Raw genomic sequence first — 22,877 nt, 5'->3', positions numbered from 1 at the left:
CAACCCGCTCTACACGGACTGTTTAACTAACCTGGCCGTGGCAGTGCTTGTACTTCTTGCCGGAACCACAGGGGCACGGCTCGTTGCGGCCGATCTTCGGCTCGGTGCGCACCGGCGCCACGGCAACCGCTACATCACCCTCTTCTTCTGCGGCTTGCGGCATCAGCGCCGAGGCTTCGGCGTGCTGGAACTGCATGCGCTCGGCCAATGCTTCGGCCTCACGACGCAGGCGAGCCTCTTCTTCAGCCGGGTCTTCACGGCGCACCTGCACATGCGACAGCACGCGGATGGTGTCGCGCTTGATCGAATCCAGCAGTTCCTGGAACAGGGTGAAAGACTCGCGCTTGTATTCCTGCTTGGGGTTCTTCTGCGCATAGCCGCGCAGGTGAATACCGTGACGCAGGTGATCCATGGTCGACAGGTGGTCTTTCCACAGGTCGTCGAGGACACGCAGCAGAATCTGCTTCTCGAAAGTGCGCAGGGCTTCGGCGCTGGCTTCGTTCTCTTTCTCGTTGTACGCGTTGACCAGCTCTTCAAGAATCCGTGCACGCAGGGTCTCTTCGTACAGCTTGTGGTCATCATCGAGCCACTGCTGAATCGGCAGACGCAGGTTGAAGCTGCTGTACAGCGTTTCTTCCAGGCCGGCGATATCCCACTGCTCAGGCAGCGATTGCGGAGCAATATGCTGGTTGATGGTGTGATCCAGCACTTCCTGACGGAACTCGGCAATGGTTTCGCCGATGTTGTCGGCAGCTAGCAGCGTGTTGCGCATGTGATAGATCACTTTGCGCTGCTCGTTGGCCACGTCGTCGAATTCCAGCAGCTGCTTACGCATGTCGAAGTTACGCCCTTCAACCTTGCGCTGGGCTTTTTCGATGGCGTTGCTGACCATGCGGTGTTCGATGGCTTCACCGGACTGCATGCCCAGGGCCTTCATAAAGTTCTTCACCCGATCCGAGGCAAAGATGCGCATCAGGCTGTCTTCCAGCGACAGGTAGAAACGGCTGGAACCCGGGTCACCCTGACGGCCGGCACGACCACGTAGCTGGTTATCGATACGACGCGATTCGTGACGCTCGGAGGCGATCACATGCAGACCGCCCGACTCGATCACCTGCTGATGACGCTTCTGCCAATCGGCCTTGATCTGCGCGATCTGCTCAGGTGTGGCGTTTTCCAGGCTGGCCACTTCAACTTCCCAGTTGCCGCCCAGCAGGATGTCGGTACCGCGACCGGCCATGTTGGTGGCAATGGTCAGCGCGCCAGGGCGACCGGCCTGGGCAATGATTTCCGCTTCCTTCTCGTGAAACTTGGCGTTAAGCACCTTGTGCTCGATGCCTTCCTGATTGAGCAGCTTGGACATGTGCTCGGAGGTTTCGATGGTGGCCGTGCCGACCAGCACCGGACGCCCCAGGGCCATGCTTTCCTTGATGTCGGTGACGATGGCGGCGTACTTCTCGTCCGCGGTCAGGTAGACCAGGTCGTTGAAGTCCTTACGCGCCAACGCACGATTGGTCGGAATGACGATCACTGCCAGACCGTAAATCTGATGGAACTCGAACGCTTCGGTATCCGCTGTACCGGTCATGCCGGACAGTTTGGTGTAAAGACGGAAGTAGTTCTGGAAGGTGGTCGAGGCCAGGGTCTGGCTCTCGGCCTGAATCGGCAGGCCTTCTTTGGCTTCGATTGCCTGGTGCAGGCCTTCAGACAGACGACGACCGGGCATGGTGCGGCCGGTGTGTTCGTCGATCAGCAGCACCTGATTGTTCTGCACGATGTATTCAACGTTGCGGTTGAACAACTTGTGCGCACGCAGGCCCGAATAGACGTGGGTCAGCAGACCCAAATTATGCGCCGAATACAGGCTCTCGCCCTCGGCCAGCAAGCCGACTTCGGTGAGCATCTCTTCAACGTACTGGTGGCCCGCTTCGTTCAGCTCGACCTGGCGCGCCTTCTCGTCGACCTTGTAGTGGCCTTCCTGGGTGACCACGCCTTCCTCTTCCTCAACGTGCAGTTTGAGGCGCGGGATCAGCTTGTTGATCTCGGTGTACAGGCGCGAACTGTCTTCGGCCTGGCCGGAGATGATCAGCGGGGTGCGCGCTTCGTCGATCAGAATGGAGTCAACTTCGTCGATCACGGCGAAATTCAGCTCGCGCTGGAATTTTTCTTCCAGGCTGAAGGCCATGTTGTCGCGCAGGTAATCGAAACCGAATTCGTTGTTGGTGCCGTAGGTGATATCGGCGGCGTAGGCTTCGCGCTTCTCTTCCGGCGGCATAAAGGGGGTAACGATACCCACGCTCATTCCGAGGAACTCATACAGCGGACGCATCCAGTTGGCGTCGCGACGGGCCAGGTAATCGTTGACCGTGACCACGTGCACGCCCTTGCCGGACAGCGCATTGAGGTACACCGCCAGGGTTGCCACCAGGGTCTTACCCTCGCCGGTGCGCATCTCGGCGATCTTGCCTTCGTGCAGGGTCATACCACCGATCAGCTGCACATCGAAGTGGCGCATGCCCATGACGCGCTTACCAGCTTCACGGCACACGGCAAAGGCTTCCGGAAGAAGCTGGTCGAGGATTTCGCCTTTGGCCAGACGGGCTTTGAACTCCTCCGTCTTGGCACGCAGTTGCTCATCGGAAAGGGCAAGCATCTGCTCCTCGAAGGCATTGACGGCTTGTACCGCCTTGAGCATGCGTTTGACTTCACGCTCGTTCTTGCTTCCAAAGAGTTTTTTCAACAAAGGCGCAAACATATCGACAGGATCTTCCAGGCGTATGGATTGAGGGCGGCTGAACAGCGACCCATGCAGCCTTTATGGCTGCGTGCGAAGGGGGCATTCTACCCGGAAACGCAAACGAGGAAAGCGGCGTTATTCGACGTCGTTGACCCGAGCTATATAGCTGGCCGGATTAACTACTCGGCCATCCTTGGTTACCTCGAAGTGCACATGGTAACCACTGGCACGACCGCTGCGACCGACCTTGGCAATGGTCTGGCCGCGCTGCACAAGATCACCAATCTGCACGATATTCTGCTTGTTGTGCGCATACAGCGTTGTATAGCCATCGGCATGACTGACCTCTATCACATTGCCATAGCCCGATTTGACCCCGGAAAAGCTCACCACGCCAGCAGCGACAGCGACCACATCACTGCCCGGCTTGGCAGCAAAATCGACACCTTTATGCTGGGTTTTGCGCCCGGTCAGTGGGTGCACGCGGCGACCGAATGGCGAGGACATATAGCCATGCCGCACCGGCATGCCGGAGAGGTACTCGGCTTCACTCAACTGGCGGTCACCAATCAACTGCTCAAGCACCTCCAGCAACTGCTCGCGACTGTCCAGACGCAGGCTCAGCTGATCCAGCTCATCCATAAAAGGTGGCGGTGCATAAGCCGCATCGCCCAAGGCATCTTCCGCACCACCCTGGCCAACGTTAAGCGAAAAATCGAATTCACTGGCATCCAGATCAGCCAGCTCGGTCAGGCGTGCGCCCAGCGCATCCAGGCGAGTCAGACGCGCCTGCAGCTCGGCCACGTGCACAGCGAATGCATCCAGCTGGCGCTGCGCATCCAGACGCACAGCCCCCACCTCGGCACGCTGTTCATCCAGTACCTGATTGATTTTCGAGTCATCCTGAACCGCAACCGTGGCCGGAGCCCACCAGGCCCCCACAGCAACACCGCTGGCCAATGCCGCGCCGAGTGCCAGCAGCAACGCCAGCAACAACCAACGCAGATCCAGACTGAGTGAACGTGCGGCACCGTGATGCCGACTAAGTAGAATGATGTGCACGGCCTTCCCCTAATGGTGAAGCGTCAGTTGGCAGCAGCGATTCTGCTACCATGGCGGCTCCACTTTTTCAGGCGTCCTGCCATGACTTTTCGTCCTTTGCCGGCCCGGGCTCCCGCCGCGCTGTTGCGCGAAGCGAAACCCCTGAAGGCGCTGTTCAATCAAGCGCAACGCATTGATCGTCTGCAGCACTTACTGGAAAGCCAGCTGCAACCTGCTGCTCGCGAACACTGCCATGTGGCGTCATGGCGCGAGGGTTGCCTGTTGCTGATAATCACCGACGGCCACTGGGCCACGCGCCTGCGCTATCAACAAAAACGCTTGTTGAAACAGCTGCAGGCACTCGAAGAATTCGCGACCTTAACGAAGATTCTGTTCAAGGTGCAACCTCCGACTGCCGAAAGGCGTGCGCCGGGTCGCACAATCAGCCTATCCAACAGCGCCGCAGAAAACATCCAAGCCACCGCCGACGGCATCAGCGACCCCAAACTACGTGCGGCCCTGGAGCGCCTCGCCAAGCACGGCAAGGCCAGTGAGTAAGCGCACGGATGGCCGCTAAAATTTAGGCAAAAAAGAGGCCACCCGAAGGTGGCCTCAAAAAGCAAAGTAAGGAGGGTATTGCGTTACACGGCCGCAACCGGGCGCATGTAAGAGATTGGCGCGGTATTGGGATCGTCAAAGGTGACGACTTCCCATGCATCAGGCTGCTCGATCAGGGTGCGCAGCAGGCGATTATTCAACGCATGCCCCGATTTGAACCCCTTGAACTCACCAATCAGGCTGTTACCCAGCAGGTAAAGGTCACCGATTGCATCGAGAATCTTGTGTTTGACGAACTCGTCCTCGTACCGCAGGCCGTCTTCGTTCAACACGCGGAACTCATCTACCACGATGGCGTTATCTACGCTGCCGCCGAGTGCCAGGTTCTGTGAACGCAGGAACTCGATATCACGCATAAAACCAAAGGTGCGGGCGCGACTGACTTCCTTCACAAACGAGGTGCTAGAAAAGTCCACGCTGGCCGACTGGGTGCGATTGCGGAACACCGGATGATCGAAATCGATCTCGAAGGTCACCTTGAACCCCTCGAAGGGCACGAAGGTGGCGCGCTTGTCGCCCTCTTCAACTGTCACTTCACGAAGGATGCGGATGAACTGCTTGTGGGCGTCCTGCTCTTGCAAACCAGCAGATTGAATCAGGAATACAAAGGGACCCGCACTGCCATCCATGATCGGTACTTCGGACGCGGAGAGCTCGACGTAGGCGTTATCGATGCCCAGGCCAGCCATGGCCGAAAGCAGGTGCTCTACCGTATCCACCTTGACATCACCATTGACCAACGTGGTCGACATGGTGGTTTCACCAACATTACCTGCGCGCGCGGGAATTTCCACGACAGGGTTCAAGTCGGTACGACGGAACACGATACCGGTGTCCACGGGTGCCGGCTTCAGGGTCAGGTATACCTTTTCCCCGGAATGCAGGCCGACGCCAGTGGCGCGGATAATGTTCTTCAGGGTGCGTTGTCTGATCATGGCTTTGGCCGCTATAGCACTAGTTGCGAATTGTTTTCAACAATGGCCGGCGATGATAGCAGAACCGGCCTTTGCTGAACACCAATCACCCCAATACTCCTGATACATTTCATCAATCGGCCTGACGACGCAGGAACGCCGGGATATCCAGGTAATCCAGGTCATCCTGTGGGTTCAGCTTGGCCGCAGTGGCAGCGCCGCTGTGGCTTTGACGCTGAACGGTCGGACGCTCGTAGTCCTTGTAATTGACGCTCTGCTCGGCGCGCGCCGGAGCTGCTGCGTTGCTGCCAGTGCTGGCAGAAACTTGCACAGTATTGTCGATAACCTTGACCGGCTTCTCGATACGCGCACCCAGACCAGTGGCAACTACAGTGACGTGCAGCTCGTCGCGCATGTCCGGATCGATCACGGTGCCGACCTTGACGGTGGCGTGCTCGGAGGCGAACTGCTCGATGATGTTACCCACATCGGAGTACTCACCCAGGGACAGGTCAGGACCGGCAGTGATGTTCACCAGGATGCCGCGCGCACCTTGCAGGTTGACATCTTCCAGCAGCGGGTTGCGGATCGCCGCTTCGGTGGCTTCACGTGCACGGTTCGGACCGCTGGCGCAGCCAGTGCCCATCATCGCCATGCCCATTTCGCTCATCACGGTTTTCACGTCGGCGAAGTCGACGTTGATCATGCCCGGACGCTTGATGATGTCGGAGATACCGCGCACGGCACCGGCCAGCACATCGTCAGCCTTGGCGAAAGCCGACAGCAGGCTGGCGTCCTTACCGAGGATGGTCAGCAGTTTTTCGTTCGGAATAGTAATCAGCGAGTCGACGCTTTCCGACAGCGCACGAATACCCTCTTCGGCAATAGTCATGCGCTTCTTGCCTTCGAACGGGAACGGGCGGGTCACCACCGCAACGGTGAGGATGCCCATTTCCTTGGCCACTTGAGCAATGACTGGGGCTGCACCGGTACCGGTACCGCCACCCATGCCGGTGGTGATAAAGACCATATCGGTGCCTTGCAGCACTTCAGCGATACGCTCGCGATCTTCCATGGCAGCCTGGCGGCCGACTTCTGGATTGGCACCCGCGCCGAGGCCCTTGGTCACCGCAGTGCCCAATTGCAGTACGGTACGTGCGCCGATGTTTTTCAGTGCCTGTGCATCCGTGTTGGCGCAGATGAACTCAACGCCTTCAATGTTGTTTTTCGCCATGTGATTGACCGCATTACCGCCGCCGCCGCCCACGCCGATGACCTTGATGACTGCACTTGCTGGTGCGCTGTCTACGAGTTCAAACATTTTCCCTCTCCTTTACTTTCTAGTTGTAACGCCTACTGCAAAATCAGAAATTGCCCTGGACCCAGCGTTTCAGCCGTTCCAGCACAGGTTGTTTGGGTTCATCGCTGTAGCTGCCAAGCGCAGACATGGAGATGCCGTCGGTCTGCTTCTGCAGCCCATACAGCAACAGGCCCACGCTTGTGGAATAAATCGGGTTGCGCACCACATCGGCCAGGCCCTTGACGCCCTGGGGCATGCCCAGGCGAACCGGCATATGGAAAATCTCTTCGGCCAGTTCCACCGCGCCTTCCATCTTCGCCGTACCGCCGGTGAGGACGATGCCCGCCGGGATCAGGTCTTCGTAGCCACTGCGGCGCAGTTCGGCCTGGATCAGGGTGAACAGCTCGTCGTAACGCGGCTCGACCACTTCGGCCAGAGACTGGCGCGACAGGTCACGCGGCGGACGATCACCAACGCTCGGCACCTTGATGGTTTCGCCAGCACCGGCCAGTTTGGCCAGCGCACAGGCGTAGCGGATCTTGATTTCTTCGGCGTACTGGGTCGGCGTACGCAGAGCCATGGCGATGTCGTTGGTGACCTGATCACCAGCAATCGGGATTACCGCGGTGTGGCGGATCGCGCCTTCGGTGAAGATGCAGATGTCGGTAGTGCCGCCGCCGATGTCCACCAGGCACACGCCCAGCTCTTTCTCGTCGTCGGTCAGCACCGCATAAGCCGAGGCCAGCTGCTCAAGAATGATGTCGTCGACTTCCAGGCCGCAGCGACGCACACACTTCTCGATATTCTGCGCGGCATTTACGGCGCAGGTGACCACATGCACCTTGGCTTCCAGACGCACGCCGGACATGCCCAGCGGTTCACGCACGCCTTCCTGGTTATCGATCACGTAATCCTGCGGCAGAGTGTGCAGCACGCGCTGGTCTGCCGGGATGGCTACGGCCTGGGCAGCGTCGAGTACTCGTTCGAGGTCGGCCGGGCTGACTTCACGATCGCGGATAGCGACGATGCCGTGGCTGTTGAGGCTGCGGATATGGTTGCCGGCCACGCCGACGAAGGCCGAGTGGATACGGCAGCCGGCCATCAGCTGCGCTTCTTCAACAGCGCGCTGAATCGACTGCACGGTGGATTCGATATTCACCACCACGCCCTTTTTCAGGCCGCGCGACGGATGGGTGCCGATGCCGACGATTTCCAGCTGGCCGTCCCCATTCACTTCACCAACCAGCGCCACCACCTTGGAGGTACCGATGTCGAGGCCGACGATCATCTTGCCGCTCTGCACGTTTGCCATGGCTCTTGCCTTCTCCTGATTCACTGCACGACAGCGGTTGGTGCCGCCGTGGGCGCTACCGGCTCACGCCATGCCACGGCCAGGCCGTTGGCATAACGCAGATCGATCCGCGCGATATTCGCTTGTTGCTCTTTCAGGGCCTTGTCATAAATGGCCGTGAAGCGCCGCATTTTTTCCACCAGATGGTCACGCCCCAGCAGCAGTTCGATGCCCTGCCCGGTGGAGAGAAACCAGCTGCCGCGCTCACGCAACTCCAGGCGCGCCACGGAAAAGCCCATGGGTCGCAGCATCTGGCTGAGCACCTGGTATTGCTGCATTACCTGCTGCTGCGCACGCTTGGGGCCATACAGCTGCGGCAGGTGTGGGTAATTCGCCAGTTCCAGCGGCGCGAACGCCTCGCCCTGGTTGTTCAGCAGTGCCTCATCGCCCCAGCGGGCAATCGGCAATTGTTCTTCCAGACGCACCACCAACTGATCCGGCCATACGCGGCGCACCTGGGCGCTGGCGATCCACGGCATCAGCTCCAGCTCACGGCGCAGGCTGAGCAGGTCAACCTTGAAGAAGCTCGCGCTGGCATAGGGCGCAATCCGCTGCTGCACAGCCTGCTGATTGACGTAGCTGAGGTCGCCTTCGACGCTGATCCGCGCAATTGACTGATCGGCATAGGGCAACGCGCGCAACGACAGCTCATAGGTGCCGTAGCCCAACGCCAGCAGCAACAGCGGCCAGGTCAGGCGCTTCAGCCAGCTGCCCATACCTGTGAAACGGGCTTTCGGCAGGCTCATGCGCAGGCTGATCGGTTCCTTGGCCACCAAACGGCTGGCGCCGCGCTGCGCAGGCTTGCCGCGCACGGGAGCGCGGTTCGAGCCTGGCTGGTGACGCAAGGTGGCCGTCATGACTTAACCCCGTGCCTCAAGGCTGTCGGCCAGAATCGCCAACACCAGTTGTTGAAAATCCAGACCCGCAGCACGAGCCGCCATCGGCACCAGGCTGTGATCGGTCATGCCCGGCACGGTGTTGACTTCCAGCAGCCAGAACTTGCCGTCGGCGTCTTGCATCACGTCGGCGCGGGCCCAGCCCTGGGTGCCGACCGCTTCACAGGCACGGGCGGTGAGGTCTTTCAGCTCGGCTTCCTTCTCCGCCGAGAGGCCGCACGGAATGCGGTACTGGGTGTCATTGGCCAGGTACTTGGCGTCGTAGTCGTAGAAGCTGTGCGGCGTGCCCAAAGCAATCGGCGGCAACACCTGGCCACGCAGCATGGCGATGGTGAACTCGGGGCCGGCGATCATCTGCTCGACCAGCACCTGCGAGTCGTAACGGCTGGCGTCCTTCCAGGCGGCGATCAGCGCGTCGACATCGCCCACCTTGGCCATACCAATGCTCGAGCCCTCATGGGCCGGCTTGACGAACAGCGGGAAACCTAGTTCGGCAGCCGCCGCATGGCAATCAGCTTCACAAGCCAGCGCAGCGTGGGCCGGGGTCGGCAGGCCGAGGCTCAGCCACACGCGCTTGGTGCGTAGCTTGTCCATGGCCAGCGCCGAAGCCAGGATGCCGCTGCCGGTGTAAGGAATCCCCGCGCATTCGAGCAGGCCCTGCATCGAGCCGTCTTCGCCACCACGGCCGTGCAGCACGATAAAGGCGCGATCGATTTTCTCGGCCGTCAGGCGCTGCAGCAAGTCATCACCCGCGTCGATGCCGAACGCATCCACGCCCGCGTCCAACAGCGCTTGCAGTACGGCATTGCCGGACTTCAGCGAGACTTCACGCTCGGCGCTCTTGCCGCCGAACAACACGGCCACACGCCCGAAGGCGCTGACCGGAAATTGTGATTGCAGACTGGCAGCACTCATTTCGTCTTACCTTCAGCTGCCGCGAACAGCGGACTTTGCAACAGTTGCGGAGCCAGGCCGCCGATATCGCCGGCACCTTGGCAGAGAAGAATGTCGCCAGCGCGTAGCAGCGGCTTGACGATGGGTGCGAGGTCCACACCGCGCTCGATATAGATCGGGTCGAGCTGGCCGCGCTGACGGATGCTGTGGCACAGGTTGCGGCTGTCGGCACCCGGAATCGGCGCTTCACCGGCCGGGTAGACTTCCATCAGCAACAGCACCTGGGCATCACCGAGCACCTGCACGAAATCGTCATACAGGTCGCGGGTGCGGCTGAAGCGGTGCGGCTGATAGACCATCACCAGGCGGCGCTCCGGCCAACCACCACGCACGGCCTTGATCACCGCCGCGACTTCACGCGGGTGGTGGCCGTAATCGTCGACCAGCATCACGCTGCCGCCATCCACCGGCAGTTCGCCGTAAACCTGAAAGCGTCGACCCACACCCTGGAAGCCCGACAGGCCCTGAACGATGGCTTCATCGCTGATGCCTTCGTCGCTGGCGATGGCGATGGTAGCCAGGGCGTTCAGCACGTTGTGGTTGCCCGGCATGTTCACCGATACATCCAGCGGCTCGCGGTCGCGGCGCAGCACGGTGAAGAAGGTTTGCATGCCCTGTTGGCGCACATTGATTGCACGCACATCGGCGCCCTCGTCAAAGCCGTAGGTCACGGTCGGACGGGCCACCTGCGGCAGAATTTCGCGCACGATCGGGTCGTCCACACACATCACCGCCAGACCGTAGAACGGCAGGTTGTGGAGGAACTCGATGAAGGTTTTCTTCAACTTGTTGAAGTCGCCGCCATAGGTGCTCATGTGGTCCATGTCGATATTGGTGACCACCGAGACCATCGGCTGCAGGTGCAGGAAGCTGGCGTCACTCTCATCGGCTTCGGCGATCAGGTAACGGCTGCTGCCCAGCTGGGCGTTGGTGCCGGCAGCATTCAGCCGGCCACCGATGACGAACGTCGGGTCCAGGCCGCCAGCAGCGAACACCGAGGCCAGCAGGCTGGTGGTGGTGGTCTTGCCATGGGTGCCAGCCACGGCAATGCCGTGGCGGTAGCGCATCAGCTCGGCGAGCATCTCGGCGCGCGGCACCACCGGGATGCGACGCTCAAGGGCCGTGGCAACCTCTGGGTTGCTGGTATTTACCGCGCTGGAGACCACCAGCACATCGGCCTGTTCAGCGTTCTCGGCACGATGGCCGATAAAGATCTGCGCGCCGAAGGTTTCCAGGCGCTCGGTCACGGCCGAGGCCTTGAGGTCGGAGCCGGAGACTTCATAACCCAGGTTGAGCAGCACTTCGGCGATACCGCACATGCCGGCACCACCGATGCCAACGAAGTGGATACGGCGAATGCGGCGCATCCGGCGGATTTCCGAACGTGCAGCGGCGGGAGACTTAGCCACGGGCCACCTCCAGGCAGATATCGACAACGGTGCAGGTTGCATCGGGCTTGGCCAGGCGACGAGCCGTCTGCGCCATTTGAGTAAGTTGTTCGGGGTGCATCAAAACCTCGGTCAGCTGCGCGGCCAGCTTGGCGGCGTCAGTGGAACGTTGTGGCAGCAGTACGGCAGCGCCGGCACTGGCCAGATAATCGGCATTGCGGGTCTGGTGATCGTCGATCGCGTGCGGCAGCGGCAACAGGAACGCCGGCAGGCCGGCGGCGGCCAGCTCGCTGACGGTCAGCGCGCCGGACCGGCACACCACCAGGTCGGCCCAGGCGTAGGCCCGCGCCATGTCCTTAATAAACGGCGCAACGGTCGCTTCGACGCCAACCGCGGCATAGCGTTCAGTGGTAATTGCATCATGTTGCTTGCCGGCCTGATGGAAGACTTCAGGGCGCAGCTCAGCCGCCACCAGCGCCAGGGCTTCAGGCAGCAATTTGTTCAGCGGTTCGGCGCCCAGGCTGCCGCCCAGCACCAGCAAACGCGGCTGGCGATTGCGCAGCGAATCACGCGGGGTTTCCAGGAACAGCTCTTCACGCACCGGGTTGCCGGTGGTACGGCGCTTGGCGCTGTTGCCGAAGGTATTCGGGAAGGCTTCGCAGACGCGGCTGGCGAATGGCACCAGGCTACGGTTGGCAGTACCGGCCACGGCATTCTGCTCGTGGATAATCAGCGGCGCGCCACTCATCCGCGCTGCCAGGCCGCCGGGGCCAGTGACATACCCCCCCATGCCCAGCACACACACTGGCTGCAGCTCGCGCATCACCTTGCGCGCCTGGAACAGCGCCTTGAGCAGCTGGAACGGTGCTTTCAGCAGCGACAGCTTGCCCTTGCCACGCAGGCCAGTGACATCGATCAGATGCAGTGGCAGACCAGACGCCGGCACCAGTTCATTCTCAATACCACGCGGCGTACCCAGCCAATGCACGCTGTAACCACGCGCCTTGAACTCGCGGGCGCAGGCCAGCGCCGGGAATACATGCCCACCGGTGCCACCGGCCATGATCAGCACATTACCGCGCATGCTGAACCTCCTCGGCGGACTGGCCTTCGAAGAAATCTGATTCCTTGAAGTCGACATCCTCGCTGCCCAGCTGGGTGCGCCGCTCCCACTCGATACGCAACAACAACGCCAGACTGACGCAGCAGATCACCAGCGAGCTGCCGCCGTAGCTGAGGAATGGCAGGGTCAGGCCCTTGGTCGGCAGCAGGCCAACGTTCACGCCGATATTGATCAGCACCTGGCCGATCCATAGAAAAGCCAGGCCGTAGGCCACATAGGCCGAGAAAAACTGCTTGGCCTTCTCCGCCCACAGGCCGATATACAGGGCGCGCACGCTAACGAAAACGAACAGGGCGACGGTGATCAGTGCGCCAACCATGCCCAGCTCTTCGGCCAGCACGGCAAACACGAAGTCGGTATGCGCCTCCGGCAGGTAGAACTGCTTCTGCACGCTGTTACCCAGACCGACGCCGAACCACTCGCCACGACCGAAGGCAATCAGCGCCTGGCTCAATTGATAACCGGCACCGTACTGGTCCGCCCAGGGGTCGACAAAGTTGGTCAGGCGCTCCAGGCGATAGGCCTGACTGGTCATCACCAGCACACCAAGGCCGAGTACGCAGGCCGCCAGCGGAATAAAGCGCAACAGGTTGACCCCGCCGAGGAACAGCATGGCGATGGCCGCGCCAACCAGTACCACAGTGGCACCGAAGTCCGGCTCGGCAAGCAGCAGCGCAGCAATCGGGCCCAGTACCAGCATCGGTTTGATAAAGCCGGTGAGCTTCTCACGAACCTCTTCCTGACGACGCACCAGGTAGGCGGCGATAAACATCACACTAAACAGTTTGGCCAACTCGGACGGCTGCAGGTTGAACACGCCCAGGCCGATCCAGCGCTTGGCACCGTTGACCTCACGGCCAATGCCCGGCAGCAGTACCAGAATCAGCAACACCACCGCCGCCAACAGCAGCATGCCGCTGTAACGCTGCCACAGCGCCATCGGCACCATCAGGGTTGCCAGTGCAGCAACGGTACCAATGGCCAGATAAATCAGGTGACGGATCATGTGATACAGCGGGTTACCCGACTGCACAGCTGCCACTTCCGAAGAGGCCGAGGCAATCATCACCAGGCCCAAGCCGAGCAGCGCCAGACAACCGGCCAACAGCGGGAAATCCAGGTCGATACCGCGACGGGTATGCAGCGGCGAAGGGGCGGCGAGCAGACGGGCAAGCATCATTGCAACCCCTCCACTGCCTGGGCGAACAGACGCCCACGCTCTTCAAAATTCTTGAACATGTCCAGGCTGGCGCAGGCCGGCGACAGCAGCACTGCATCGCCCTGTTCAGCCAGCTCGGCGGCACGTTGTACAGCCTCTTCCAGGGTCTTGACCCGGACCAGCGGGGCGGTATCGCCCAGTGCCTCAGCCAGCAACTCGGCATCACGGCCAAGCAGCACCACGGCGCGGCAGAACTTGCCGACTGGTGCCTTCAGCGCCGAGAAATCCGCACCCTTGCCATCGCCCCCAGCGATCAGCACCAGCTTGCCGCTGATATCCGCGCCCAAGCCTTCGATGGCAGCCAGCGCGGCACCGACGTTGGTGGCCTTGGAGTCGTCGTAGTAGCTCACGGCATTACGCTCGCCAACCCATTGGCAGCGATGCGGCAGGCCAGCGAACTGCTTGAGGGTGGCCAACATCGGCTCGAACGGCAGGCCCACGGCATGGCCCAGAGCCAGCGCTGCGAGGGCGTTGGACTGGTTGTGTGTACCACGAATCTTCAGTTCACGCACCGGCAGCAGCGCAGCGAACTGGTACGCCAGGGATTTCTCGCCATCTTCTTCAAGCAAACCGAAACGCTTGAAGTCCGGTTTGCCCAGACCGAAGTACCAGCATGGCAGTTGATCGGCCACCAGCGGACGCGACAACGCATCGTCGCGGTTCACCACCACCTGCCGCGCGCCGCGGAAGATACGGTGCTTGGCCAGGTGATAGGCCGGCAGATCGGCGTAGCGATCCATGTGGTCTTCGCTGATATTCAGGCAGGTCGCCACTTCAGCGTTGAGCTGGTCGGTGGTTTCCAGCTGGAAGCTCGACAGCTCCATGACATACAGCTCGATCTCATCATTCAGCAGATCCAGCGCCGGGGTGCCCAGATTGCCACCGACGGCGACCTTCTTGCCGGCCGCTGCGGCCATCTCTCCGACCAGGGTGGTCACCGTGCTTTTGGCGTTGGAACCGGTGATCGCCACGATCGGTGCCTTGGCATAACGGGCGAACAGGTCGATATCACCTGACAGCTTGACCCCGCGCGCAGCGGCAGCCTGCAGCGCCGGGGTGGCGATGGCCAGACCCGGGCTTACCAGCAACTCGCTGGCGCGGCAGAGGAACTCCACATCCAGCTCGCCACAACGCACTTCCACCTGCGGGAATTGCTCGCGCAAGGTGGCGAGCTCCGGCGGGTTGGCACGGGTGTCGACCACAGCAAACGGCAGGCCCTGACGCGCGAGGAAGCGCACCAGGGACATGCCGCTCTTGCCGAGGCCGACAACGATGCGGAAGTGGTCAGAAGCGATCAGGGTCATGGGTTCCTCAACGCAGTTTCAAGGTGGCAAGGCCGATCAGCACCAGAATCACGGTGATGATCCAGAAGCGCACGATTACGCGCGGCTCGGGCCAGCCTTTCAGTTCAAAGTGGTGATGGATCGGCGCCATGCGGAACACGCGCTTGCCGGTCAGCTTGAAGCTGGCAACCTGAATGATCACCGACAGGGTTTCCACCACGAAGATGCCGCCCATGATGAACAGCACCACTTCCTGGCGAACGATCACCGCGATGGTGCCCAGGGCCGCGCCCAAGGCCAGCGCACCGACATCACCCATAAATACTTGCGCCGGGTAGGTGTTGAACCAGAGAAAACCGAGGCCAGCACCGACCAGGGCGGCGCAGAACACGATCAGCTCACCCGCACCCGGCACGTAGGGAATAAACAGGTATTCGGCGAACTTCACGTTACCCGACAGGTAGCAGAAGATCCCCAGCGCGCCGCCGACCATCACGGTGGGCAGAATGGCCAGGCCATCGAGGCCGTCAGTCAGGTTGACCGCGTTGCTCGAGCCGACGATCACAAAGTAGGTCAGCACCACGAAGCCCAGACCCAGTTCCAGACCGAAATCCTTGAGCATCGGCAGGATCAGGGTGGTTTCCACCGGGCTTTGTGCGGTCATATAAAGGAACAGGGCTGCCCCCAGACCGAACACCGACTGCCAGAAGTACTTCCAGCGGCTTGGCAGGCCCCGCGAGTTCTTTTCGATCACCTTGCGGTAATCGTCGACCCAGCCGATGGCACCAAACAGCAGGGTGACGGCCAACACCACCCAGACATAGCGGTTGGACAGGTCAGCCCAGAGCAGGGTGCTGACGGCGATGGCCGAGAGAATCAGCGCACCGCCCATGGTCGGCGTGCCCTTTTTCGACAGGTGCGACTGCGGGCCATCGTTGCGTACCGCCTGGCCGATCTGGCGGATCTGCAGAGTGCGGATCATCCATGGGCCGAGCCACAACGACAGCGCCAGCGCGGTGAGCACGCCGAGGATGCCGCGCAGTGTCAGGTACTGAAACACTGCGAAACCCTTGTGGAACTGTTGCAGGTATTCCGCCAGCAGCAGCAGCATTAGTGAATCTCCCCGGATGTGCCACACAGTGCCGCGACGACTTTTTCCATTGCCGCACTGCGTGAACCTTTAATTAGAAGGGTGGTGTCGCCCTGCTCGCCTTGCAGCGCAGCAATCAGGCTGGCCTGGTCGGCAAAATGCCGAGCCGCCGCGCCAAACTCAGCCACTGCGTAAGCCATCAGCGGGCCGACGGCATACAGCGCGTCAACCTTGCCAACGGCATAACTGCCGACCTGGCGATGGCCTTGCTCGGCCCATTCGCCCAACTCGCCGATATCGCCCAGCACCAGCACGCGGCGACCCGGGAAGCCGGCGAGGATATCGATGGCTGCACAGACGGATGCCGGATTGGCGTTGTAGCTGTCGTCGATAACCCGCAGGCCGTTCGCTGCGATCTGCGCAACGGCGCGCCCCTTGACCGGCTGCAGGCTTTCCAGCCCGGCCTTGATCGCCGCAGGGGCCAGGCCCAGCGCCTGGGCAGCAGCCGCAGCCGCCAGGGCATTGGCGACGTTGTGCTCGCCGAGCAGATTGAGCTGAATACGTGCCTGACCGCTGGCGCAGTGCAGGGTAAAGGCTGAGCAGCCACGGGCATCGCGAGCAAGTTCGCTGGCATAAACCTCAGCAGCCGGATTGCGCAGAGCGAAACTGCTGACCGCACGGCCCTGGGCGCGCTGCTGCCAGATAGCAAAGGCGCTGTCGTCGAGGTTGAGCACGGCCACGCCGCTGTCGCTCAGGCCTTCGAGGATTTCGCCCTTGGCTTCGACAATCTTTTCCGGGCCGCCAAACTCGCCGACATGAGCGTTACCGGCATTGTTGATGACGGCCACCTGCGGCTGGGTCAGGCCGACGGTGTAGGCGATTTCGCCGACATGGTTGGCGCCCAGTTCGATCACTGCAGCGACATGCTCAGGCGCCAGCTCCAGCAGGGTCAGCGGCGCACCAAGGTCATTATTGAGGTTGCCACGAGTCGCCAGTACCGGGCCCTGCAGGCCTTCACGCAGGATGCTGGCGAGCATTTCTTTCACGGTGGTCTTGCCGCTGGAGCCGGTAATGGCGACCAGTGGCGCGGTGAACGCCTGACGATTCAGCGCGCCCAGCTGGCCGAGGGCCAGACGGGTATCGGCGACCAGCAGTTGCGGCAGCGGCGCGTTCGCCACTTCACGCTCAACCAGGGCCGCCACTGCGCCTTTGCCGGCGACTTCAGCCAGGTAGTCATGGCCATCGAAGCGCGGACCGGCCAGGGCGACAAACAGTTGACCCGGCTGAATCGCGCGGCTGTCGCTGCTGACTGCGCTGAATGCCACGTCCGCACCGATCACCCGGGCAGCCAATGAGGCAGCCACTTCGCTCAACCGCAGAGGCTTAAGCATGCGCCACCTCCCATGCCGCCAAAGCGTTAGCCGCCTCGACCAGGTCGGAGAACGGCTGACGCACGCCGTTGATTTCCTGATAGTCCTCATGCCCCTTGCCGGCCAGGACCAGCACGTCATCGGCACTGGCAGCGGCAATCAACTGGGCAATCGCCAAGCCACGACCATGAACGAATTGCACGGACTCTGGCGCGGCAAAACCGGCGCGAATATCGCTGAAAATCTGTGCAGGTACTTCGGTGCGCGGGTTGTCATCGGTCACCAGCACGCCATCGGCCAGACGCTCAACTACCGCAGCCATCAGCGGGCGCTTACCACTGTCGCGATCACCGCCACAGCCGAACAGGCACAGCAAACGACCTTTGACGTGCGGGCGCAGGGCTTCAAGAACTTTTTCCAAGGCATCCGGTGTGTGTGCGTAATCCACCACCACCAGCGGCTTTTTACCGCCGCCCAGGCGCTGCATACGGCCAATCGGGCCCTGTAGCTGTGGCAGCACCTTGAGAATTTCATCCAGCGGGTAATCCAGACCGAGCAGCGCACCGACCACTGCCAGCAGGTTGCTCAGGTTGAAGCGACCAAGCAGCGAGCTGCGCAGGCTGCCTTCACCACGCGGGGTGACCAAGGTCGCGCGTACGCCCTGCTCGTCGAACTGTGCGTCGCGGCAATACAGGTAGGCGTCAGCGTCGATCAGGCTGTAACTGAGCAGGCGCGACTCGTGCTCGGCAGCAGCCAGCTCACGCCCAAAGGCGTCGTCCAGATTGAGCACGCGGCAACGCAGGCCCGACCAGGCAAACAACGCGGCTTTCGCCTCAGCATACGCCTGCATCGAACCGTGGTAATCCAGGTGATCGCGCGACAGATTGGTCAGTACCGCCACATCGAACGCCAGGGCCGCGACGCGCCCCTGATGCAGACCGTGGGACGACACCTCCATGGCCACGGCACGGGCACCGGCGTTTTTCATGTCAGCCAGGGTCGCCTGCACGCCTATCGGGTCTGGTGTGGTGTGACGCCCTTGCTCCAGCGCGCCATAGAAACCATTACCCAGAGTGCCGACGATGCCGCAGCGCTCGCCAAGCAGATCCAGTGCCTGAGCCAGTAGCTGACTGACGCTGGTTTTGCCATTGGTGCCAGTGATACCAATCAGGTGCAGGCCACGGCTTGGCTCCCCATAGAAGCGTCCGGCAATTGCCGACAACTGATTAGCCAGGCCTTTGAGCGCAACCAGCTCGGCACTGTGCGCGGTCATCACAGCGGCGCCTTCGGCTTCATAGGCCACGGCGGCAGCACCACGGGCAACCGCATCAGCGATATGCACGCGGCCATCCTGCTGGGTGCCAGGTACGGCCAGAAACAGGTCACCCGGACGCACCTTGCGGCTGTCCAGGGTCAATTCACGAATCAGAGTCGAGCTGGCGGCTTCAGGCAGCAACTGATTAAGGGGCATGGGCATCAGATACGCCCTCCTTTAAGAGGATCAACGGCTGCAGTTTCAACTTTGACCGGCTCAGGTGGCGGCAGGTTGTCCGGGGCGACGTTCATCAGCCGCAGCGCACCGGCCATGACCTTGCCAAATACCGGCGCGGAAACCAGGCCGCCGTAGTAACCACCTTCGCTCGGCTCATCAATCATGATCACGGCGGCGATACGCGGGTTATCAATGGGCGCAACACCGGCAAAAAAGGACCGGTAGGCCTTGTCGACATAGCCCTTGCTGCCGCCAGTCGCGGCTTTACGTGCAGTGCCGCTCTTGCCACCGACGTGGTAGCCCGGCACCTTGGCACGCGCACCACCGCCACCCGGCTCTTCAACCACGGACTGGAGCATGCCAAGCACGGTTTTGGCGATCTGCTGGTCAATCACCTGGGTAGTAACCGGCTGGCGATCCAGGCGCACCATCGACAGGTTTACGTTCTTGCCGTCATTGGCCAACACCGAGTAGGCATGCGCCAGCTGCACGGCGGTCACCGAAAGGCCGTAGCCGTAAGCCAGGGTAGCGGTCTCGGCCTGCTTCCAGACGCGATAGTTGGGCAGATTACCGACCCGCTCGCCGGGAAAGCTCAGGCCCGTGTCCTGGCCCAGGCCGACTTGCTGCATCACAGCGTAAATCGGCTCGGCGCCGATATCGAAAGCCACCTTGCTGATGCCGACGTTGCTCGACTTCATCAGAATCTGAGTCAGGTTGAGCACGCCGCCGCGCGACACGTCACGAATGGTGTAACGGCCGATACGCAGGCTACCTGGCGCGGTGTCCACGGTCATTTCCGGGGTCCAGCGGCCAGAACCGAGGGCGGCGGCAATGGAGAACGGCTTGACGGTCGAACCAGGCTCGAACACATCGATCATCGCCCGGTTGCGCATGGCAGCCGGCTGCAGGTTGCGACGGTTGTTCGGGTTGTAGGTCGGCTGGTTGACCATGGCCAACACTTCACCGGTCTGCACGTCGAGCAGCACCAGGCTGCCGGCCTTGGCGCCGAACTCGGTAACGGCGTTGCGCAGTTCACGGTGGGCCAGGTATTGCAGGCGCAGGTCAATCGACAATGCCAAGGCCTTACCGGCCTTGGCATTCTGTGCAACCTGGACGTCCTTGATCAGCCGTCCGCGCCGATCCTTGAGTACCTGACGCTTGCCTGGCACGCCGGCCAACCAATCCTCGAAGGCCAGTTCCATGCCTTCACGGCCGCGGTCATCGATGTCGGTAAAGCCCACCACATGGGCGGCCACCTCGCCAGCCGGATAGAAGCGACGGAATTCTTCGATGCCGTACACGCCTGGTACTTTCAGATCGAGAATGCGCTGGCCCTGCTCAGGCGTCAGGCCGCGCACCAGGTACATAAATTCGCGCTCGGCATTGGCCTGCAAGCGCACGCTGAAGGCTTTTGGCTCTTGACCCAAGGCGGCCGCCAGCTCATTCCACTTGGCCTTGCCGCTCTGCAGTTCCTTGCCATTGGCCCACAAAGTGGTCACCGGCGTGCTGACGGCCAAAGGTTCGCCATTGCGGTCGGTAATCAGCCCACGGTGCGCCGGAATCGGGATATGGCGCACGCTGCGCGCGTCGCCATGGGCCTGCAGGAAGCTCTGATCGAACACTTGCAGATCGACAATACGCCAGGCAATCGCGCCCACCATGAGTGCCAACAGCAGCAGCACCAGGCGGAAACGCCACGGATAGAGCGCGCCTTCAAGCCCCATCATGGCGCCACCATGCGTACTTCGGCGGCATCCGGGATACGCATGCTCAGGCGTTCAGATGCCAGGGTTTCGATACGGTTATGCGCGGTCCAGGTGCTCTGCTCAAGGATCAGCCTCCCCCATTCAGCCTGCGCCTTGTCGCGCACGCTGAGTTCGGCATACAGCTTATTAAGCAGTTGACGGTTCCAGTGCGCGCTGTAGGAAACCCCTACCGCAGATACCAGCACAGCCACAAACAGCAGCAGCATCAGCAAGCTGCCGCCGGGCAATGGCTTGGCGAAGGGCGCGCTCATCGCACTTTCTCGGCAATGCGCATCACGGCGCTGCGCGAACGCGGATTGGCCGCAAGCTCGGCCTCGGAAGCAAACACTGGCTTGCCAATCAGTTTCAGGCGCGGTTCGAAAGCTTTCGGGATGATCGGCAGATCACGCGGCAGCTTGTCCACCTCACCCTTGGCATGCTTGCGCATAAAGAGTTTGACGATGCGGTCTTCCAACGAATGGAAGCTGATCACCACCAGACGGCCGCCCACTTCGAGGTTTTCCAATGCAGCGTCGAGGCCGCTCTCCAGATCACCCAGCTCGTTGTTGATATAGATGCGCAGCCCTTGGAAGGCGCGAGTCGCCGGATTCTTGCCCTTCTCCCAGGCCGGGTTGGCAATAGTCAGCACCTGAGCCAGATCAGCGGTACGGGTAAACGGCTGCTCGGCGCGACGCAGCACCACGGCACGGGCCATGCGCTTGGCGAAGCGCTCTTCACCGTATTCCTTGAATACTCGAGCGATTTCTTCTTCGGCTGCGCTGGCAATGAAGTCTGCCGCGCTGACCCCAGCATCCGGATTCATGCGCATATCCAGCGGGCCGTCGCTCATAAAGCTGAAGCCGCGCTCGGCGTCATCCAGCTGCGGCGAGGACACGCCGAGATCGAGCAGAATGCCGCTGACCTGGCCGCATAGAGCGCGTTGCGCCAGCTCGTCGGCCAGCTCGGCAAAGCTGCGCTGCACAACGACAAAGCGGCCGTCTTCGGCCGCCAGCGCATTCCCTGTCGCGATTGCCAGGGGATCTTTGTCAAACCCTAGCAAGCGACCATCTGGCCCGAGCTTTTCCAGGATCAGCCGACTATGCCCGCCGCGCCCGAAGGTGCCATCCAGGTAGCAACCATTCGCGCGCACAGCCAGCCCTTCGACAGCCTCGTCGAGTAGCACAGTGATGTGGCGGAAATTGCTGGTCATGGTCACAGGATCAGGTCACGTAGGTCGTCGGACAGAGCACCCGGTTGCTTGATCGCGGCCAGATCAGCATCGGCCACAGCATTCCAGGCATCTTCATCCCACAGTTGGAATTTATTGAGCTGGCCGACCAGCATCGCGCGCTTGTCCAGCTTGGCGTACTCGCGCAGACGTGGTGGCACCAGGAAACGACCACTGGCATCCAGCTCAAGGTCAACAGCGTTGCCAATCAGCAAGCGCTGCAGGCGGCGGTTTTCTTCGCGGAAGGAGGCGAGTTCACGGAGCTTGGCTTCAATCAGCTCCCACTCGGACAGTGGATAGACGCAGAGGCACGGATCGATGGCATCAATCGTGACGATGAGCTGGCCGGCGCAACGCGACACAAGCTCGTCCCGATACCGACTTGGCATCGCGAGTCGCCCCTTGGCGTCGAGACTGATGGCGTTTGCTCCGCGAAACACGATCGCGCTACCCCTTTTTATTGGCTATCCATGCCTAAGAAACCCACTTTGTGCCACTTCCTACCACTCGCGCACACTATAGGAACGCACGCCCCCCACCGTCAAGGCACGCTTGGCGGGAAAAATCCTTATAGAACGGCGATTTAGCGAACTTTGAGAGGGGCAAAACGGAGAAATAGCGCGAAGAAATGGATATAAAAATGAGCGAACACAGCACGCTGAAACACGAAGTTAAAGTAATTTGTTAAGAGTAAGATTTTTTCGGTCTTAGAAAGGAGGCGAAACAGTGAAGCGGATAAATGAGGAAGGTGGAGAGTCGATCTGTAAGCCGGGTTCTGTCGAGGACAGTCATTCCTCTACGACGTACATCACTGCACGCCTTTAGCAACCTACCCGGTTCCAGCGCGGGCCACGCCAATGGAACCCTATTTGGTCTTGCTCCGAGTGGGGTTTGCCTAGCCACGAACTGTTACCAGTCGCGCGGTGCGCTCTTACCGCACCTTTTCACCCTTACCGGCACCGAAGCGCTTAGGCGGTTATTTTCTGTGGCACTTTCCGTAGGCTCACGCCTCCCAGGCGTTACCTGGCACTCCGCCCTATGGAGCCCGGACTTTCCTCCCCCGCATTACGCAGAACGCAACACGGCAGCGACTGTCCGATCGACTCTCCGCGGGCAAGGTTAACGGCC

At 61.2% G+C, this 22,877-nt stretch carries 19 protein-coding genes and 1 other RNA gene; 1 reads left to right on the top strand and 19 read right to left on the bottom strand.

Features of this window, described 5'->3' with window-relative positions:
* Positions 1–22: 22 nt before the first annotated feature.
* Positions 23–2,755 (bottom strand): preprotein translocase subunit SecA, encoded by a 2,733-nt coding sequence (secA, locus tag ACIN8IBEIGE_RS02405; protein WP_160013245.1) that lies wholly within the window; start codon positions 2,753–2,755, stop codon positions 23–25.
* A 117-nt stretch (positions 2,756–2,872) separates the two neighbouring features.
* Positions 2,873–3,799, bottom strand: a complete 927-nt coding sequence (locus tag ACIN8IBEIGE_RS02400) for a M23 family metallopeptidase (protein ID WP_160013244.1) — start codon at positions 3,797–3,799, stop codon at positions 2,873–2,875.
* An 81-nt stretch (positions 3,800–3,880) separates the two neighbouring features.
* On the opposite strand from ACIN8IBEIGE_RS02400, the gene ACIN8IBEIGE_RS02395 reads away from it, so the two are divergent.
* Positions 3,881–4,336, top strand: a complete 456-nt coding sequence (locus ACIN8IBEIGE_RS02395) for a DUF721 domain-containing protein (protein WP_090382381.1) — start codon at positions 3,881–3,883, stop codon at positions 4,334–4,336.
* A gap of 83 nt (positions 4,337–4,419) precedes the next feature.
* Here the strand turns inward: ACIN8IBEIGE_RS02395 and lpxC are convergent, their stop codons facing one another.
* The 17 genes from lpxC to rnpB form a co-directional block, all read right to left on the bottom strand.
* A complete protein-coding gene (lpxC, locus tag ACIN8IBEIGE_RS02390; protein WP_090382376.1) occupies positions 4,420–5,331 on the bottom strand; it encodes a UDP-3-O-acyl-N-acetylglucosamine deacetylase in 912 nt (303 codons plus the stop codon).
* A gap of 112 nt (positions 5,332–5,443) precedes the next feature.
* On the bottom strand, positions 5,444–6,631 hold the full coding sequence (gene ftsZ / locus ACIN8IBEIGE_RS02385; RefSeq protein ID WP_160013243.1) for a cell division protein FtsZ: 1,188 nt from the start codon (positions 6,629–6,631) through the stop codon (positions 5,444–5,446).
* A 43-nt stretch (positions 6,632–6,674) separates the two neighbouring features.
* Positions 6,675–7,922: a cell division protein FtsA gene (gene ftsA, locus ACIN8IBEIGE_RS02380; RefSeq protein WP_160013242.1), complete on the bottom strand. Its 1,248-nt coding sequence runs from the start codon at positions 7,920–7,922 to the stop codon at positions 6,675–6,677.
* A gap of 20 nt (positions 7,923–7,942) precedes the next feature.
* On the bottom strand, positions 7,943–8,818 hold the full coding sequence (locus ACIN8IBEIGE_RS02375; protein WP_160013241.1) for a cell division protein FtsQ/DivIB: 876 nt from the start codon (positions 8,816–8,818) through the stop codon (positions 7,943–7,945).
* 3 nt (positions 8,819–8,821) lie between these two features.
* Positions 8,822–9,772 (bottom strand): D-alanine--D-alanine ligase, encoded by a 951-nt coding sequence (locus ACIN8IBEIGE_RS02370; protein WP_160013240.1) that lies wholly within the window; start codon positions 9,770–9,772, stop codon positions 8,822–8,824.
* Positions 9,769–11,178 (bottom strand): UDP-N-acetylmuramate--L-alanine ligase, encoded by a 1,410-nt coding sequence (gene murC / locus ACIN8IBEIGE_RS02365; RefSeq protein WP_218579712.1) that lies wholly within the window; start codon positions 11,176–11,178, stop codon positions 9,769–9,771. Before murC ends, ACIN8IBEIGE_RS02370 begins: the two co-directional genes overlap by 4 nt.
* Positions 11,179–11,212: 34 nt before the next feature.
* A complete protein-coding gene (gene murG / locus ACIN8IBEIGE_RS02360) occupies positions 11,213–12,283 on the bottom strand; it encodes an undecaprenyldiphospho-muramoylpentapeptide beta-N-acetylglucosaminyltransferase (protein WP_160013238.1) in 1,071 nt (356 codons plus the stop codon).
* Positions 12,273–13,499: a putative lipid II flippase FtsW gene (ftsW, locus tag ACIN8IBEIGE_RS02355; protein ID WP_160016288.1), complete on the bottom strand. Its 1,227-nt coding sequence runs from the start codon at positions 13,497–13,499 to the stop codon at positions 12,273–12,275. The genes murG and ftsW overlap by 11 nt, the downstream gene beginning before the upstream one ends.
* Complete coding sequence (gene murD / locus ACIN8IBEIGE_RS02350; protein WP_160013237.1) at positions 13,499–14,845, bottom strand: UDP-N-acetylmuramoyl-L-alanine--D-glutamate ligase; 1,347 nt, start codon at positions 14,843–14,845, stop codon at positions 13,499–13,501. Before murD ends, ftsW begins: the two co-directional genes overlap by 1 nt.
* A 7-nt stretch (positions 14,846–14,852) precedes the next feature.
* The gene (gene mraY / locus ACIN8IBEIGE_RS02345) at positions 14,853–15,935 is read right to left on the bottom strand and encodes a phospho-N-acetylmuramoyl-pentapeptide-transferase (RefSeq protein WP_160013236.1); all 1,083 of its coding nucleotides are present in this window, start codon (positions 15,933–15,935) and stop codon (positions 14,853–14,855) included.
* The gene (gene murF, locus ACIN8IBEIGE_RS02340; RefSeq protein ID WP_160013235.1) at positions 15,935–17,305 is read right to left on the bottom strand and encodes a UDP-N-acetylmuramoyl-tripeptide--D-alanyl-D-alanine ligase; all 1,371 of its coding nucleotides are present in this window, start codon (positions 17,303–17,305) and stop codon (positions 15,935–15,937) included. The genes mraY and murF overlap by 1 nt, the downstream gene beginning before the upstream one ends.
* Positions 17,298–18,761 carry a UDP-N-acetylmuramoyl-L-alanyl-D-glutamate--2,6-diaminopimelate ligase gene (locus ACIN8IBEIGE_RS02335; protein WP_160013234.1) on the bottom strand — a complete coding sequence of 488 codons (1,464 nt, stop codon included), beginning with the start codon at positions 18,759–18,761 and terminating at the stop codon, positions 17,298–17,300. The genes murF and ACIN8IBEIGE_RS02335 overlap by 8 nt, the downstream gene beginning before the upstream one ends.
* Positions 18,761–20,503: a peptidoglycan D,D-transpeptidase FtsI family protein gene (locus ACIN8IBEIGE_RS02330; protein WP_372239978.1), complete on the bottom strand. Its 1,743-nt coding sequence runs from the start codon at positions 20,501–20,503 to the stop codon at positions 18,761–18,763. The genes ACIN8IBEIGE_RS02335 and ACIN8IBEIGE_RS02330 overlap by 1 nt, the downstream gene beginning before the upstream one ends.
* Complete coding sequence (gene ftsL, locus ACIN8IBEIGE_RS02325) at positions 20,500–20,793, bottom strand: cell division protein FtsL (protein ID WP_160013233.1); 294 nt, start codon at positions 20,791–20,793, stop codon at positions 20,500–20,502. The genes ACIN8IBEIGE_RS02330 and ftsL overlap by 4 nt, the downstream gene beginning before the upstream one ends.
* Positions 20,790–21,731, bottom strand: coding sequence for a 16S rRNA (cytosine(1402)-N(4))-methyltransferase RsmH (gene rsmH / locus ACIN8IBEIGE_RS02320; protein ID WP_178124319.1), 942 nt, complete (start codon positions 21,729–21,731; stop codon positions 20,790–20,792). The genes ftsL and rsmH overlap by 4 nt, the downstream gene beginning before the upstream one ends.
* 2 nt (positions 21,732–21,733) lie before the next feature.
* Complete coding sequence (mraZ, locus tag ACIN8IBEIGE_RS02315) at positions 21,734–22,189, bottom strand: division/cell wall cluster transcriptional repressor MraZ (protein ID WP_090249128.1); 456 nt, start codon at positions 22,187–22,189, stop codon at positions 21,734–21,736.
* Positions 22,190–22,497: 308 nt separating this feature from the next.
* Positions 22,498–22,856, bottom strand: an RNA gene (rnpB, locus tag ACIN8IBEIGE_RS02310) — RNase P RNA component class A.
* Positions 22,857–22,877 lie beyond the last annotated feature (21 nt).

Source organism: Pseudomonas sp. 8BK (assembly GCF_902506475.1).
Classification (GTDB): Bacteria; Pseudomonadota; Gammaproteobacteria; order Pseudomonadales; family Pseudomonadaceae; genus Aquipseudomonas; species Aquipseudomonas anguilliseptica.
This window is presented reverse-complemented; position numbering and strand designations above follow the sequence as displayed.

Excerpts from the sequence above, each read along its gene's own strand:
- ftsW (WP_160016288.1), bottom strand. The coding sequence starts at position 13,499 with ATGCTTGCCCGTCTGCTCGCCGCCCCTTCGCCGCTGCATACCCGTCGC.
- ftsZ (WP_160013243.1), bottom strand. The coding sequence starts at position 6,631 with ATGTTTGAACTCGTAGACAGCGCACCAGCAAGTGCAGTCATCAAGGTC.
- ACIN8IBEIGE_RS02375 (WP_160013241.1), bottom strand. The coding sequence starts at position 8,818 with ATGACGGCCACCTTGCGTCACCAGCCAGGCTCGAACCGCGCTCCCGTG.
- secA (WP_160013245.1), bottom strand. The coding sequence starts at position 2,755 with ATGTTTGCGCCTTTGTTGAAAAAACTCTTTGGAAGCAAGAACGAGCGT.
- murC (WP_218579712.1), bottom strand. The coding sequence starts at position 11,178 with ATGCGCCGCATTCGCCGTATCCACTTCGTTGGCATCGGTGGTGCCGGC.
- ACIN8IBEIGE_RS02335 (WP_160013234.1), bottom strand. The coding sequence starts at position 18,761 with ATGCCCATGCCCCTTAATCAGTTGCTGCCTGAAGCCGCCAGCTCGACT.
- ACIN8IBEIGE_RS02330 (WP_372239978.1), bottom strand. The coding sequence starts at position 20,503 with ATGATGGGGCTTGAAGGCGCGCTCTATCCGTGGCGTTTCCGCCTGGTG.
- ACIN8IBEIGE_RS02395 (WP_090382381.1), top strand. The coding sequence starts at position 3,881 with ATGACTTTTCGTCCTTTGCCGGCCCGGGCTCCCGCCGCGCTGTTGCGC.
- rsmH (WP_178124319.1), bottom strand. The coding sequence starts at position 21,731 with ATGACCAGCAATTTCCGCCACATCACTGTGCTACTCGACGAGGCTGTC.
- murG (WP_160013238.1), bottom strand. The coding sequence starts at position 12,283 with ATGCGCGGTAATGTGCTGATCATGGCCGGTGGCACCGGTGGGCATGTA.
- murD (WP_160013237.1), bottom strand. The coding sequence starts at position 14,845 with ATGACCCTGATCGCTTCTGACCACTTCCGCATCGTTGTCGGCCTCGGC.
- mraY (WP_160013236.1), bottom strand. The coding sequence starts at position 15,935 with ATGCTGCTGCTGCTGGCGGAATACCTGCAACAGTTCCACAAGGGTTTC.
- ACIN8IBEIGE_RS02370 (WP_160013240.1), bottom strand. The coding sequence starts at position 9,772 with ATGAGTGCTGCCAGTCTGCAATCACAATTTCCGGTCAGCGCCTTCGGG.
- ftsA (WP_160013242.1), bottom strand. The coding sequence starts at position 7,922 with ATGGCAAACGTGCAGAGCGGCAAGATGATCGTCGGCCTCGACATCGGT.
- lpxC (WP_090382376.1), bottom strand. The coding sequence starts at position 5,331 with ATGATCAGACAACGCACCCTGAAGAACATTATCCGCGCCACTGGCGTC.
- murF (WP_160013235.1), bottom strand. The coding sequence starts at position 17,305 with ATGCTTAAGCCTCTGCGGTTGAGCGAAGTGGCTGCCTCATTGGCTGCC.
- ftsL (WP_160013233.1), bottom strand. The coding sequence starts at position 20,793 with ATGAGCGCGCCCTTCGCCAAGCCATTGCCCGGCGGCAGCTTGCTGATG.